Below are 13,612 nucleotides of genomic sequence, written 5' to 3' on the forward strand. Positions count from 1 at the left end.
AGCGGTTCTCGACATCCTTGGGGGAGGAAGAATGAGATTTCTCGGCATCAACGCGATCTTCCACGACCCGGCCGCCGCGCTGGTGGCCGACGGGAGGATCGTCGCCGCGGCGGAGGAGGAGCGCTTCAGCCGCCGCAAGCACGGCAAGCGGCCGCTGGCGTTCTCGGCGTGGGAACTGCCCGAGCAGGCCGCCGCCTGGTGCCTGCGAGAAGCGGGTCTCGCCCCAGAGGACATCGACGCGGTGGCCTACTCGTACGATCCGGCTCTGGTGGTGCAGCGCCCGGAGGGCGAGTGGGAGGACCTGCGCACGAAGTACGCGGTGCGCGCCCCCCTGTTCCTGTCGACCGCGCTGCCGGGGCTGGACCCGGGCCAGGTCACGTACGTGCCGCACCACGTCGCCCACGCCGCGTCGGCGGGGCTGGCCGCGCCGTGGCGCGACTGCGCGGTGCTCGTGTGCGACGGCCGCGGCGAGAACGTCTCCCACCTGGCCGGCCGCTACCGCGACGGCGAGCTGGACGTGCTGGCCGCGCAGGAGCTGCCGCACTCGCTCGGCCTGATGTACGAGGAGGTCACCGAGCACCTGGGCTTCCTGCGCTCCAGCGACGAGTACAAGGTCATGGCGATGGCCTCCTACGGCGATCCCCGTCACCTGGAGGCGTTGCGCGAGGTGATCTACACGACCGGCGACGGCGGGTTCCGCGTCGAGCCGGTCGACTGGAACGTCTACGCCAAGGCCCTGGCCAAGGGCGCCACGTGGACCTCCGACCACGCCGACCTGGCCGCCAGCGTGCAGGCCCGGCTGGAGGAGGTCCTCATGGAGCTGGTGCGCTGGCTGCACGAGCGGACCGGCGAGCGGCGGCTCGCGCTGGCCGGCGGCGTCGCGCTGAACTGCGTGGCCAACACCCGGCTGCTGGACGAGGGGCCGTTCGACGAGGTGTGGGCGCAGCCCGCCGCCGGCGACTCCGGGACCGCGCTGGGCGGCGCCCTGCACCTGGCGCAGGCGTACGGCGAGCCGGCCGGGCCCATGCCGACCGCGGCGCTCGGGCGCGGCTTCACCGACGAGGAGCTGGGGGCGTGGCTGGACGTGGCGCGCGTGCCGCACAGCCGGCCCGCCGACCTGGCCGCGGCGGTGGCCGCCGAGCTGGCCGCCGACCGGATCGTGGCCTGGTTCCAGGGCCGGGCCGAGTACGGGCCGCGGGCGCTCGGGCACCGGTCGCTGCTGGCCCATCCGGGGCACGCGCGCAACACCGAGCGGCTCAACGACGTCAAGGGGCGCGAGCAGTTCCGGCCGATCGCGCCGATGGTGCTGGAGTCGCGGGCGGCTCAGATCTTCGGGCGGGGGCCGGTGCCGTCGCCGTACATGCTGTTCGTGCACGACGTGCACCCGGACTGGGCGGCGCGCATCCCGGCGGTCGTGCACGTGGACGGGACCGCGCGCATCCAGACCGTCTCACCGCAGGCCGAGCCGCTGATGGCGCGGGTGCTGGCGGAGTTCGAGTCGCGTACGGGGCTGCCGGTGATCGTCAACACGAGCCTGAACACCGCCGGGCGGCCCATGGTCGACGATCCGCGCGACGCGCTGGAATGTTTCGGGTCCGCGCCGGTGGACGTGCTCGTCCTCGGGCCGTACATGGTGCGGCGCGGGGAGGTGTTCGCCTCGTGATCACTGTCGTGATCCCCACCGTCGGGCGGCCCACGCTGCGGGAGACGCTCGCCGCGTTGGATCCGCAGCGGAGCGAGGACATCCGACGCGGCCGTCCGAGCTCGGCTCGGCGATCGGGCAGGGCGTTGGGTCCCGGGGTGCCGGTGATCGTGGTGGACGATCGCGTTACGGAGCGCGATCAAACGGGTACTCTTCGTCTTGGCGGTGGCAGTCGTCAGAAGGAGAGTGATGTGACGCTGCCCGCCGTTTCTGGTTGTGAGCATGTACGAGTAGTCCGGTCCGGGGGCAGAGGGCCCGCGGCCGCCCGCAACGTCGGATGGCGGGCCGCGGACACGCCTTGGGTGGTGTTCCTCGACGACGACGTGATCCCGGGGCCCGGGTGGGTCGAGGCGGTCTGGAAGGACCTGGTGGACCTGCCCGAGGACGTGGCCGGCAGCCAGGGGCGCATCGTGGTGCCCCTGCCGGGCGAGCGCCCCCCTACCGACGGGGAGCGTCACACGGCGGGGCTGGCGGACGCGCTGTGGGTGACGGCCGACATGGCGTACCGGCGAAGCGTGCTGGAGGCGGTCGGCGGGTTCGACGAGCGCTTTCCGCGGGCGTACCGGGAGGACGCCGACCTCGCGCTGCGCGTGACCCGGGCCGGGCACCGGCTGGTGCGCGGCGAGCGGGTGACGTCCCATCCGGTGCGGCGGGACGGCTTCTGGGCCAGCGTCCGCTTCCAGCGGGGGAACGCGGACGACGCGCTGATGCGGCATCTGCACGGGCCCGGATGGCGCGAGGCCATCGGCGGGGCGCGCGGCCGGTTGTGCCTGCACGCCGTGACGACGGCCGTGGGGGTGGCTGCGGTGACGCTGGCGGCGATCGCGGTGCTGCGCGCCCGCGGGCCCGCCGTGACCCGCCGTCCCGGCCTGCGCCTGCCCGCGGCCTCCGGCCGACGCGCGAACCCGGTCCTGTGGCGGCGGCACGCTTCACCGCTGATCAACCGGCTCCCGGTAGGACCGGGCGACCTGCGGGGCAAGCACTCCGGCACCGGGATCTTCGGCCGCTTGGCCGCTCGCCTCCAGGCGCGCGCCGGTCGGCGACGCCCGGGGCGGCTCGCCGGGCGGGTCCTGAAGCGGCTCGGCTCGCAGGCCGATCGGATCGCCGCGCGGCGGGCCGCTGGGGGGCCTCGTGAGCGGCTCCCCGCCCTGGCCGAACCAGGCGCACCGGCCGGTGGTGAGGCACGAACCGCACGTTGGACCCGGGCCGCACGTTGGACCCGGGCCGCACGTTGGACCCGGGCCGCACGTTGGACCCGAGCCGCACGTTGGACCCGAGCCGCACGTTGGACCCGGGCCGCACGCAGGGCGATGGCCGAACGCAGGCCCCTGACGGAGGCACGTCCGCCGGCCGGGCTCAGGCCGCTGGCCGGGCGTGGTTTGTGGGGGCGGCAGGGGCGCTGGGCGCCGGGGCGGGGCGGGGCGATCGGACGTGCGGCGCGGGGGCGCGGGGTCCCGGTCATGGCGGCGGTCGCCGGAGTCGTGTGGGCCGGGCTGACGGCGGAGTTCGCATGGCGGCGGATCGCGCCCGGCCCCCGTACCCCCGATGAGGTGTGGCGGATGGTCGTCACCAGCGTGGTGATCCCGCCGGTCGCGTGCGCGCACCGGCTTCGGGGGGAATGGAGGGTGCGGCGATGAGCGGTCGCATGTCGGGAGCGGTGCTGCACGGGGCCACCCCGTGCGGGACGGCGGGCGCCGCGAGAGGCGGCCCCGCGGGCAAGGACGCCCCCAAGCGGGCAACCGGCGAGAAGACCGAGCGGAGAGCCGCCACGAGCGCGCAGGGCCGCGGCCGGGTGCTGGTGGCGCGGCTGGACGACGCCGGCGACGTGCTCCTGGCCGGGCCCGCCGTCAGGGCCGTGCGCACCCAGGCCCGCGAGGTCGTCTTCCTGGCGGGGCCGAACGGCAGGGCGGCCGCCGAGCTGCTGCCCGGCGTCGACCGCGTCGTCGAGTGGCGGGCCCCGTGGATCGACCACACTCCCCCGCCCGTCAGCAAGGCCCAGGTCGCCGACCTGGTCGGCCGCGTCCACGGCGTCGACGAGGCGGTGATCCTCACCTCGTTCCACCAGTCGGCGCTCCCGCTGGCGCTGCTGCTCAGGCTGGCCGGCGTCCGCAGGATCACGGCGATCAGCAACGACTACCCGGGTTCCCTGCTCGACGTCCGCCACGTGGTGGACGAGAGCGTCGACGTGCCCGAGGCGGAGCGGATGCTGGCGGTGGCACGGGCGGCGGGCTTCGAGCTGCCACCGGGCGATGACGGCAAACTCGCTGTTCAGCGGCCATTGCCGGATATAGGCGAGATTACGGGGCAATTGCTCAACGTCGGCGCCGATGCCGACAAAGGCGCGTATGTCGTGGTGCATCCGGGGACGTCGGCACCCGCGAGGACATGGCCGGCCGACGGGCATCGGCAGGCCGTCCGGGAGCTGGCAGAAGACGGGCATCGAGTCGTCGTGACCGGCACGGAACGTGACCTCACCGCCTACGTGGCCGGCGACGACGCGGCCGACCTCGGCGGCGTGACCACTTTCGCCGAACTGGCCGCCGTGATCGAAGGTGCCAGCGTGCTCGTGGCGGGCAACACCGGCCCGGCGCACCTGGCGGCGGCGGTCGGCACGCCGGTCGTGAGCCTGTTCGCCCCCGTCGTGCCGGCCGCGCGGTGGGCTCCGTACGGCGTCCCCGCGGTGCTGCTCGGCGACCAGCAGGCGCCCTGCAGGGACAGCAGGGCGCGCATCTGCCCGGTCCCCGGACACCCGTGCCTGTCCCAGGTCACAAGTGAGCAGGTGGTCAAGGCAGTGAGGGAGCTGACGCAGTGAAGGTCGATCTCATCTCCGAGCACGCGGACCCTCTGGCCGCGGTCGGTGGCGTCGACGCGGGCGGCCAGAACGTGTACGTCGCCGCGCTGGCGGTCGCACTGGCCGGGCGCGGGCACAGGGTCGTCGTCCACACCCGGCGCACGTCGGAGTCGCAGCCCGCGTCCGTGCCCCTGGCACCGGGCGTCACGGTCGAGTACGTCCCGGCCGGTCCCCCGGCGCCGATGGCGAAGGACGACCTGCCGCCGTACATGCCGGAGTTCACCGACCGCCTGGCCGACCGGTGGGCGATCGAGCCGCCGGATGTCGCGCACGCGCATTTCTGGATGAGCGGGCAGGCGGCGCTGCAGGCGGCCGACGGGTTCCCGGTGGTGCAGACGTTCCACGCGCTCGGCACGGTCAAGCGGCGCTGGCAGGGCGAGGCGGACACCAGCCCCGCGCACCGGATCGACACCGAGCGGGAGATCGGCAAGCGAGCCGACGCCGTGCTGGCCACGTGCAGCGACGAGGTGAGCGAGCTGTGCGCGATGGGCATCCCGGAGCAGCGGATCGCGGTGGTGCCGTGCGGCGTGGACCTTGCGGCGTTCTGCCCGGAAGGGCCGGTGGCGCCGCGTACGGCGGGGAAGCTGATTCTCAGCATCGGGCGGATGGTGCCGCGCAAGGGCGTGGACACGGTGATCGCGGCGCTGCGGCTGCTGCCCGACGCCGAGCTGGTGATCGCCGGCGGCAGCCCGGACGACGAGGAGGCCGTCCGGCTGCGCGAGCTGGCCGCCGGTTACGGCATCGAGGAGCGGGTGCACGTGATCGGCAGCGTGCCGCGCACGCGTGTGCCGGCGCTGATGCGCTCGGCCGACGTCGTGGTGACGGTCCCGTGGTACGAGCCGTTCGGCATGGTCCCGGTCGAGGCGATGGCGTGCGGGGTCCCCGTCGTGGCCTCGGCCGTCGGCGGGCACCTGGACACGGTCGCCGGCTGCGGCGTGCTGGTGCCGCCGCGCCGCCCGCGCGCGCTGGCCCGGGCGCTGAAGGACGTGCTCGGCGATCCCGGCAAGAGGACGCAGCTGGGCGCGGCGGGGGCCAGGCGGGCCCGCGAGAGGTACGGCTGGCCGAACGTGGCCGAGCGGACCGAGGCGGTGTACACGCAGGTCATCAACGGCAGGCTGTGCGGCCTGGCGGCGCTGGGGGGTTGATCATGGACAGTCATCTCGAGAAGCTCTGGAACACCTTGGAGAAGGTCGACGACCAGGCGGTCACGGTCCGCGCGTGGGGCGCGAAGCTGGCGAGCGTACTGGCCTCCGGCGGCAGGCTGCTGGCCTGCGGCAACGGCGGGTCGGCGGCCGAGGCGCAGCATCTGACGGCCGAGCTGGTCGGCAGGTTCAGGGACGACCGGCGGCCGTACGCGGCGATCCCGCTGCACGCCGACGGCTCGTCGCTGACGGCGATCGCCAACGACTTCGGCGCCGAGGAGGTCTACGCCCGCCAGGTGCGCGCGCACGGCCGTCCCGGCGACGTGCTGGTGTGCCTGTCCACCAGTGGCACCAGCCCGAACGTGCTGGCCGCGGCCAAGGCGGCGCATGACGGCGGGATCCTCGCCTGGGCGTTGACCGGGCCGGCGCCCAACGCGCTGGCCGGGCTGTGCGACGACGCGGTGGCCGTGCCCGCCGGGGAGACGGCCACGGTCCAGGAGGTGCATCTCGCCATGATTCATCTGCTGTGCGAGGCCGTCGAGGAGGCGCTGTGATGGATTCGCAGCGGAGCGAGGACATCCATCACAGCCTCCGGGGCGGAGCCCGGCGATCAAACGCCGCGCGGCCGCTCGTGGTGATCGGGGACACGCTGCTCGACGTGGACGTCGAGGGCGACGCGGAACGGCTGTGCCCGGACGCGCCGGTCCCGGTGGTGGACGTCACCGCCGAGCAGGCGCGCCCGGGTGGCGCCGGCCTGGCCGCGCTGCTGGCCGCCCGCGACGGCGCCGAGGTCGTGCTGGTCACCGCGATCGGCGACGACCCCGACGGGCACCGCCTGTGCGGGCTGCTGTCGGAGGAGCTCGACCTGGTACGCCTGCCGCTGCGCGGCGGCACCGTACGCAAGACCAGGGTGCGGGCCAGGGGCCAGACGCTGGTCCGGCTGGACACCGGCGACGGCACGGCCAGGTACGCCCCCACCGAGGCGGTGGCCGAGGCGATCGGCCGGGCCGGCGCGGTGCTGGTGTCCGACTACGGCAGAGGCGTGGCCAGGATGGCGCGCGAGCTGCTGCGGGAGACGGACGCTCCGGTGGTGTGGGACCCGCACCCGAGGGGCGAACAGCCGATGCCCGGCTGCGCGCTGCTGACGCCGAGCGAGGCCGAGGCGCGGATGTTGTGCCCGTCCGCCTACCGCGGCCCCGACCAGGCCGCCCGCCGGCTGGTGCGGGAGATGCGGGCGCGGGCGGTGGCCGTCACGACGGGTCCGCGGGGGGCCGCCCTGGCCATGGAGGGCGGCCCGCTCGTCCAGGTGCCGCCGCCCGTCCGGGCCGGCGGCCAGGACGCGTGCGGCGCCGGCGACAGGCTCGCCGGCGCCGCGGCGCTGGCGCTGCGTGACGGCGCCGGCATCAAGGACGCGGTGATCATCGGCGTCGGCGAGGCCTCGCGCTTCGTCGAGCGCGGCGGCGCCGCCTCCGTGAAGGTGCAGGAGCAGCGGCTCGGCGACCGGCCGCGCACGGCGCTGGAGGTCGCCGGGCTGACCCGCGCCAACGGCGGCCGGCTGATCGCCACGGGCGGCTGCTTCGACCTGCTGCACGCGGGCCACGTGAGCCTGCTGCGGCGGGCCAGGGCGCTGGGCGACGCGCTCGTCGTCTGCGTCAACTCCGACGACTCGGTACGCCGGCTGAAGGGCCCCGACCGGCCCATCGTGGACGCGCGCGACCGGGTCGAGGTGCTCAGGGCGCTCGGCTGCGTGGACGCCGTGCTGGTGTTCGAGGAGGACACCCCGGCCCGCGCCATCGAGCTGCTGCGCCCCGACGTGTGGGTGAAGGGCGGCGACTACGAGGGGGAGCTCCTGCCCGAATCCGAAGTCCTCGGCCGGCTCGGCGCGGAGATCGTCGTGCTGAGCACGCTGCCGGGGCGTTCGACCACGAATCTGATCAGGGAGATCCAGTGAACATCTTGATTACCGGGGGAGCCTCCGGACTCGGCCGGGCCACCGCCGAGGCGGTGGAGAAGGAGGGCTGGCGTCCGCTCGTCGTCGACGCGCGCGAGTCCGACCAGCGCTTCGATCAGGTCACGGCTGATCTGTCCGATCGCGGCGAGGCCGAGCGGGCGGTACGCGAGCTCGCCGAGCGGGCCGGCGGCCTGCACGGCGTGGTGACGGCCGCGGGCATCGACGCGTGCGGGCGGCTGGAGGACGTGCCGGCCGACGACTGGGAGCGGGTCATCAAGGTGAACCTGCTGGGCACCGCCTCCGTCGTACGGGCGGCGCTGCCGTACCTGAAGCACACCCGCGGCACGATCGTCACCTGCGCCTCGACGCTGGGGTTGCGGCCGCTGAGCGACGCGTCGGCGTATTCGGCGTCGAAGTTCGGCGTCGTCGGCCTCACCCGGGCGCTGGCGATCGAGCTGCGCGGCGAGGTGGGGGTGACCCTGCTGATCCCGGGCGGCATGCGGACGGGCTTCTTCGACGGGCGGCCCGAGCAGTACAAACCGGGCCCGGAGGCGGGGCTGAACGATCCCGCCGACGTCGCGCAGACCGTGGTGTTCGCACTGCGGCAGCCGGCCGGATGCGAGGTGAGAGAGCTCGTCGTGTGCCCCTCGACGGAGACGTCATGGCCCTAGAGCTGCTGGTGCTGCGCGGGCTCGGGCTGGGCGATCTGCTCACGGCCGTGCCCGCGCTGCGGGCACTGCGCCAGGCGTTCCCGCGGCACCGCATCACGCTGGCGGCGCCGCGGGCGCTGGACGCCCTGCTGCCGTTGATCGGCGCCGTGGACGATCTGGTGGACGTCTCGGGTCCCGGGCCCATACCGATGGACAGGGTGCCGTTCCACCGGCCGGACATCGCGGTCAACCTGCACGGCAAAGGGCCGCAGAGCATCGAGGCGCTGCGGCGCACCGAGCCGGGGCGGCTGGTCAGCTTCGGCACCGGACCGCCGTGGCAGGACGGTGTGCACGAGGTGCGGCGCTGGTGCGGGCTGCTGGAGTGGCACGGCATCCCGGCCGATCCCACGGACCTGACGCTCGGCATCTCCGACCGTACGGGGCCGGCGATCGTGCATCCGGGGGCCGCCTATCCGGCGCGGCGCTGGCCACCGGAGCGGTTCGCGCAGGTCGCGGCCGCGCTGGACGACGTGGTCGTCACCGGCAACGCCGAGGAGGTGCCGCTGGCCAAGGAGGTCGCCGAGCTGGCCGGACTGCCGCCCGAGCGGATGCTGGCCGGGCAGACCCGCATGGCCGACCTGATCGACCTGGTCAGCAGGGCCAGGCTGGTGGTCTGCGGCGACACCGGCGTCGCGCATCTGGCGACGGCGTTCTGCGTGCCGTCGGTGGTGCTGTTCGGGCCGGTCTCGCCGGCGTTGTGGGGGCCGCCGCCCGGCTGGCGCCACGTGGCGCTGTGGGCGGGTCACCGGGGGGATCCGCACGGCCTGAGGCCCGATCCGGGCCTGCTGAAGATCGAAGTATCCGAAGTCGTCGACGCTGCCTTGGAGGTCACGTCATGAGGGCTCTGGTCACCGGGGGCGCCGGGTTCCTCGGTTCCTACCTGTGCGAGCGGCTGCTGGACGAGGGGGCGGAGGTCGTCTGCATGGACAGCTTCCTCACCGGCGGGCCGCGCAACGTCGAGCATCTGATGGACCGTCCCGAGTTCCGGCTCATCGAGTGCGACCTGACCGGTTTCGTGCACGTGCCGGACCGGCTGGACCTCGTCCTGCACTTCGCCTCGGCCGCCTCGCCGGCCGACTACCTGCGCTATCCGATCGAGACGCTGCGCGTGGGCAGCGTGGGCACGCTGCACGCGCTGGGGCTGGCCAGGGAGAAGGGCGCCAGGTTCGTGCTCGCCTCGACCAGCGAGGTGTACGGCGACCCGCTGGAGCACCCGCAGCGCGAGACGTACTGGGGCAACGTCAACCCGGTCGGCCCGCGCAGCGTGTACGACGAGGCCAAGCGTTTCGCCGAGTCGCTGACCACGGCCTACCGCCACTCGCGCGGCACCGACACCGGCATCGTGCGGATCTTCAACACCTACGGCCCGCGCATGCGCCCGTTCGACGGGCGGGCGATCCCGACGTTCATCAGGCAGGCGCTGACCGGCGAGCCGATCACCATCACCGGCGACGGCTCGCAGACGCGCTCCATCTGCTACGTCGACGACACGGTGTCGGGCATCCTGACCATGGCCCGCAGCGACTTCGCCGGACCGGTCAACATCGGCAACCCCGACGAGGTCACCATGCTGGAACTGGCCACGATGATCAAGGATCTGGCCGGGTCGTCGTCGGAGATCGTGTTCATCGACCGGCCGGCCGACGATCCCAAGGTCCGGCGGCCGGACACGGCGCTGGCGGCCGAGCGGCTGGGCTGGCGGGCGCAGGTGCCCGCGCGTGAGGGGCTGCGCCGCACGATCGAGTGGTTCTCGGCCGAGCTGGCCACGGCCGAGCAGCCCGAGCAGCTGCGGGTCTGAGCGTGCCGCGGACCGCGGTGGTCGTCGTCGACATGCTCAACCCGTACGACCACAAAGACGCCGACCAGCTCGCGGACAACGTCGCGCCGGTCGTTCCGGTGCTGGCCGAGCTGGTCGGCCGGACGCGCGGGCGCGACGACGTGGAGCTGATCTACGTCAACGACCACTACGGGGACTTCGCCGCGACGCGGGAGGACATCGTGGCGCGGGCGCTGCGGGGGCGGCGCCCGGATCTGGTGGAGCCCATCGTGCCGCCGGAGGACTGCGCGTTCCTGCCGAAGGTGCGGCACAGCGCGTTCTACGGGACGGCGCTGGAGTACCTGCTGCGGCGCCGGGACGCCCGGACGGTGCTGCTGGCCGGGCAGGTGACCGAGCAGTGCATCCTCTACAGCGCGCTCGACGGCTACATCAGGGAGTTCTCCATCATGGTGCCGCCGGACTGCGTGGCGCCGATCCATCACGACCTCGGCCGGGCGGCGCTGCGCATGATGGAGCGCAACATGTCGGCCGAGATCGTGCCCGCCGCGAGCTGCCTGGTCTAGCGCTCGTTGCCGGCGCGCAGCCAGGCGAGGTAGTCGGCGACCGCGCGGTCGGTGTCGTAGGCGGGCTCGAAACCGGTGTCCTCGCGCAGCCGGGTGATGTCGAGCCAGACGTCGAGCCTGCCGGGGTCGCGGCCTTCCGGCAGGTCGACGCGGGCGTCGGGGACGAGCTTCTTGATCGCGGCGCCCACCTCGCCGTGGGTGGTCAGCCGGCCCGAGCCGACGTTGTACGTGCGGTGCCGCAGCCGGCCGGCTGTCTGGAGCAGGGCGATGGCGCGGGCGCAGTCCTTGACGTAGCACATGTCGATGCCGTTGCCCGCGCGCATCGGGCCGCCTGCCGGGGTGGTGCCGCGGGCGGCCGCGTGGACGAGCTGAGGCGCGGCGAAGAACGGTGACGGCGTGTGGCCGAGCGGCCCCCAGACAGCGGAGATGCGGTAGGTGACCACGTCGAGGTCCATGGTCCCGGCGAGGTGATCGGCCAGGAGCTCGCCGATCTTCTTGAAGGCGGGGATCGGGTGCCAGGCGGTCATCGGCAGCGGCACGTCCTCGGGCAGCGGGCTTTCGCCGGGGGCGCCGCCGTACACGCCTATCGTGCCGGCGAGCCCGAGGCGGGCCACCTGCCATTCGCTCGCGGCCCTGAACACGTTGAGCAGGCTCTTGAGCGCCCTCTCCGCGGCGTCGGCCGGCGCGTCCGGGCCCGGGGGCCAGGGTACGGAGCCGGCGAGGTGCACGATGCCGGTGATCTCGTACTTCTTGCCGAGGTCGAGGAGCGCGGCCTCGTCGGTGAGGTCGGCCTGCTCGACGAAGACCCGCTCGTCCGGGAAGGTGCCGGGGCGGCGCTGGACGAGCACGCAGGTCTCGCCCAGGTCCAGCAGTGCGCGGGTGGTATGGGTGCCGATGAAGCCCAGCCCGCCGGTGACCAGAATCATGATTCCGCCAATCATCAGTAGTACTGATAATCAGTCTAGCGACTCCTGTGGGCATGAGAAAGGCCCCGCGCCTGTGCCGTGCGGGGCCTGAATGGGGGCTTTCGCTAGAGCGCGACGCCAAGCAGGGCGTCCGCCAGGTCCCTGACCAGGGCGGGCGCGCCGGGATCAGGGCCGCCGCGCGCCAGGGCCTCCTCGGCCCATGCGTCGATCGCGGCCAGCGCGCCCGGCGAGTCGAGGTCGTCGGCCAGGCGCTCGCGCACCCGGGCCAGCAGGTCCTCGGCGTGCGGCCCTGAGGACAGCGCCGCAGCCGGGCGCCACAGCGCCAGCCTGCGCTCGGCCTCGGCCATCAGCTCGGGGACGTACGCCCAGTCCGCGCGGTAGTGGCGGGCCAGCAACACGAGCCGGACCGCCATCGGGTCGTGCTCCTGGCGCAACTTGGAGACGAAGATCAGGTTGCCCTTGGACTTCGACATCTTCTCGCCGTCGAGCCCGACCATGCCGGCGTGCGTGTAGAACTTCGCGAACGGCCACTCCCCCGTCGCCGCATGGCCCTCCGAGGCGCCGCACTCGTGGTGCGGGAAGATCAGGTCGGAGCCGCCGCCCGCCACGTCGTAGCCCGCGCCGAGGTGGTCCAGGGCGATCGCGGTGCACTCGATGTGCCAGCCGGGACGGCCCCTGCCCAGCGGGGACTCCCAGGCCGGCTCATCGGGCCGCTCGGCCCGCCACAGCAGCCAGTCCAGCGGGTGACGCTTGCCCGCCCGGCCGGGGTCGCCGCCGCGCTCGGCGAACAGGGCCGTCATCTCCTGCTCGTCGTAGCCCGACACCTGGCCGAACTTGGGGGCGTCGGCCACGCTGAAGTAGACGTCGCCGTCGAGGACGTACGTGACGCCCTTGGCCGACAGCCTGGCGATCAGGTCCGCGACCTGATCGACGACCTCGGTCACGCCGATGTACTCGCGGGGCGGCAGGACCCGCAGCGCCTCCATGTCGCTCCGGAACAGCTCGATCTCCCGCTCGGCCAGGTCCTGCCAGCCGATGCCGGTCTGGATGGCCCGCTCCAGCAGCGGGTCGTCGACGTCGGTGGCGTTCTGCGTGTAGTGGACCTCGTGGCCCGCGTCGCGCCACATCCGGCCGACCAGGTCGAAGGCGTGGTAGGTGTTGGCGTGGCCGAGGTGGGTGGCGTCGTACGGCGTGATGCCGCAGACGTACATCCTGGCGGTCGGCCCGGGATCGGTCTGCCGCACCTGCTTGGCCGACGTGTCGAAGAGACGCAGCGGAATGCTCTCACCGGGGAGCTTCGGAACGTTCTGGGCAGACCACGATCTCATGTGCTTGAGCCTATCCGTCCCGATCTGCGGTCAAGTCCGTGAACTGGTACGTCACGCCGTCCTGCGCGAGCGTGACCTCCATCACCGACAGGGAGGCGAAGACCCGGCCGCCGGGCAGTTTGTGCCGGACGATGAGCGCGCCAGGGTCGGCGGACGGCTCCGCCGTGATCAGCTCCGGCCACGGCTCGGTCTCGAAGCGCGGCAGGTACGCGACGACCCGCTCGTTCGCCGGGTCCAGGCCCGTGTTGACGATCATGCTGGTGCCGTCCGGCAGGCCGGCGGCGGACAGCCGCTCGCCGTCCCAGCTGAACACCCGCACCCGCGCCAGGTCGGCGAGCACCAGATGAAAGGGGTTGTAGCGGGTCAGGTCGGCGTCGGGCATCTCCCCCGTGTACGCCGCCCGCAGCGCCAGGTCGCCACGCGAGACCTTGGTCGTCTCGGGCGCCGGCCGGCCAGGGCCGTTGAGCAGGGCGGCGGCGCGGCGGGCCGCCGGGTGGACGGCCAGCCAGGTGCCGCCTGCCTTGAGGTCTCGCCCGCCGATCACCCCCGGGTAGTCCGGCCAGTGCTCCCCCGGCCCCTCCCAGGGCCGGTCGGTGAACTCGTCTCTCACGCCCATGAGGGTCACCGGCAGCCCGGTTCTGACGATCAGCGTGCACATGGGC

Annotated in this window: 13 protein-coding genes; 10 read left to right on the forward strand and 3 right to left on the reverse strand. The window is 73.6% G+C overall.

All coding sequences use genetic code 11. The features are described 5' to 3' along the window. Positions 1–31 precede the first annotated feature (31 nt). From ACIBX3_RS26200 to ACIBX3_RS26245, 10 genes are all read left to right on the forward strand, one after another. Positions 32–1,663, forward strand: coding sequence for a carbamoyltransferase (locus ACIBX3_RS26200; RefSeq protein ID WP_397121289.1), 1,632 nt, complete (start codon positions 32–34; stop codon positions 1,661–1,663). Positions 1,664–1,893: 230 nt separating this feature from the next. After that, positions 1,894–3,339 (forward strand): glycosyltransferase family 2 protein, encoded by a 1,446-nt coding sequence (locus ACIBX3_RS26205; RefSeq protein WP_397121291.1) that lies wholly within the window; start codon positions 1,894–1,896, stop codon positions 3,337–3,339. Then, on the forward strand, positions 3,336–4,514 hold the full coding sequence (locus ACIBX3_RS26210; protein ID WP_397121293.1) for a glycosyltransferase family 9 protein: 1,179 nt from the start codon (positions 3,336–3,338) through the stop codon (positions 4,512–4,514). The genes ACIBX3_RS26205 and ACIBX3_RS26210 overlap by 4 nt, the downstream gene beginning before the upstream one ends. After that, positions 4,511–5,698 carry a glycosyltransferase gene (locus tag ACIBX3_RS26215; protein ID WP_397121295.1) on the forward strand — a complete coding sequence of 396 codons (1,188 nt, stop codon included), beginning with the start codon at positions 4,511–4,513 and terminating at the stop codon, positions 5,696–5,698. The genes ACIBX3_RS26210 and ACIBX3_RS26215 overlap by 4 nt, the downstream gene beginning before the upstream one ends. A gap of 2 nt (positions 5,699–5,700) precedes the next feature. Beyond that, on the forward strand, positions 5,701–6,249 hold the full coding sequence (locus tag ACIBX3_RS26220) for an SIS domain-containing protein (protein ID WP_397121297.1): 549 nt from the start codon (positions 5,701–5,703) through the stop codon (positions 6,247–6,249). Beyond that, complete coding sequence (locus tag ACIBX3_RS26225; protein ID WP_397121299.1) at positions 6,249–7,646, forward strand: PfkB family carbohydrate kinase; 1,398 nt, start codon at positions 6,249–6,251, stop codon at positions 7,644–7,646. The genes ACIBX3_RS26220 and ACIBX3_RS26225 overlap by 1 nt, the downstream gene beginning before the upstream one ends. After that, positions 7,643–8,317: an SDR family oxidoreductase gene (locus ACIBX3_RS26230; protein WP_397121301.1), complete on the forward strand. Its 675-nt coding sequence runs from the start codon at positions 7,643–7,645 to the stop codon at positions 8,315–8,317. The genes ACIBX3_RS26225 and ACIBX3_RS26230 overlap by 4 nt, the downstream gene beginning before the upstream one ends. After that, positions 8,308–9,195: a glycosyltransferase family 9 protein gene (locus tag ACIBX3_RS26235; RefSeq protein ID WP_397121302.1), complete on the forward strand. Its 888-nt coding sequence runs from the start codon at positions 8,308–8,310 to the stop codon at positions 9,193–9,195. Before ACIBX3_RS26230 ends, ACIBX3_RS26235 begins: the two co-directional genes overlap by 10 nt. After that, the gene (locus ACIBX3_RS26240) at positions 9,192–10,154 is read left to right on the forward strand and encodes a UDP-glucuronic acid decarboxylase family protein (RefSeq protein WP_397121304.1); all 963 of its coding nucleotides are present in this window, start codon (positions 9,192–9,194) and stop codon (positions 10,152–10,154) included. The genes ACIBX3_RS26235 and ACIBX3_RS26240 overlap by 4 nt, the downstream gene beginning before the upstream one ends. A 2-nt stretch (positions 10,155–10,156) precedes the next feature. After that, entirely contained in the window at positions 10,157–10,696 is a 540-nt protein-coding gene (locus ACIBX3_RS26245) for a cysteine hydrolase family protein (protein ID WP_397121306.1), read from the forward strand. Here ACIBX3_RS26245 and ACIBX3_RS26250 read toward each other — a convergent pair. From ACIBX3_RS26250 to ACIBX3_RS26260, 3 genes are all read right to left on the reverse strand, one after another. Beyond that, a complete protein-coding gene (locus tag ACIBX3_RS26250) occupies positions 10,693–11,622 on the reverse strand; it encodes an NAD-dependent epimerase/dehydratase family protein (RefSeq protein WP_397121307.1) in 930 nt (309 codons plus the stop codon). The two genes, ACIBX3_RS26245 and ACIBX3_RS26250, sit on opposite strands and share 4 nt — an antisense overlap. 104 nt (positions 11,623–11,726) lie before the next feature. Then, complete coding sequence (gene mshC, locus ACIBX3_RS26255; protein WP_397121309.1) at positions 11,727–12,950, reverse strand: cysteine--1-D-myo-inosityl 2-amino-2-deoxy-alpha-D-glucopyranoside ligase; 1,224 nt, start codon at positions 12,948–12,950, stop codon at positions 11,727–11,729. Positions 12,951–12,960: 10 nt separating this feature from the next. Beyond that, complete coding sequence (locus ACIBX3_RS26260; RefSeq protein ID WP_397121311.1) at positions 12,961–13,608, reverse strand: NRDE family protein; 648 nt, start codon at positions 13,606–13,608, stop codon at positions 12,961–12,963. Positions 13,609–13,612: the final 4 nt, after the last annotated feature.

Source organism: Nonomuraea sp. NPDC049480 (assembly GCF_044465905.1).
Lineage (GTDB): Bacteria > Actinomycetota > Actinomycetes > Streptosporangiales > Streptosporangiaceae > Nonomuraea.

Excerpts from the sequence above, each read along its gene's own strand:
- ACIBX3_RS26200 (WP_397121289.1), top strand. The coding sequence starts at position 32 with ATGAGATTTCTCGGCATCAACGCGATCTTCCACGACCCGGCCGCCGCG.
- ACIBX3_RS26210 (WP_397121293.1), top strand. The coding sequence starts at position 3,336 with ATGAGCGGTCGCATGTCGGGAGCGGTGCTGCACGGGGCCACCCCGTGC.
- ACIBX3_RS26220 (WP_397121297.1), top strand. The coding sequence starts at position 5,701 with ATGGACAGTCATCTCGAGAAGCTCTGGAACACCTTGGAGAAGGTCGAC.
- ACIBX3_RS26225 (WP_397121299.1), top strand. The coding sequence starts at position 6,249 with ATGGATTCGCAGCGGAGCGAGGACATCCATCACAGCCTCCGGGGCGGA.
- ACIBX3_RS26235 (WP_397121302.1), top strand. The coding sequence starts at position 8,308 with ATGGCCCTAGAGCTGCTGGTGCTGCGCGGGCTCGGGCTGGGCGATCTG.
- ACIBX3_RS26240 (WP_397121304.1), top strand. The coding sequence starts at position 9,192 with ATGAGGGCTCTGGTCACCGGGGGCGCCGGGTTCCTCGGTTCCTACCTG.
- ACIBX3_RS26250 (WP_397121307.1), bottom strand. The coding sequence starts at position 11,622 with ATGATTCTGGTCACCGGCGGGCTGGGCTTCATCGGCACCCATACCACC.
- mshC (WP_397121309.1), bottom strand. The coding sequence starts at position 12,950 with ATGAGATCGTGGTCTGCCCAGAACGTTCCGAAGCTCCCCGGTGAGAGC.
- ACIBX3_RS26260 (WP_397121311.1), bottom strand. The coding sequence starts at position 13,608 with ATGTGCACGCTGATCGTCAGAACCGGGCTGCCGGTGACCCTCATGGGC.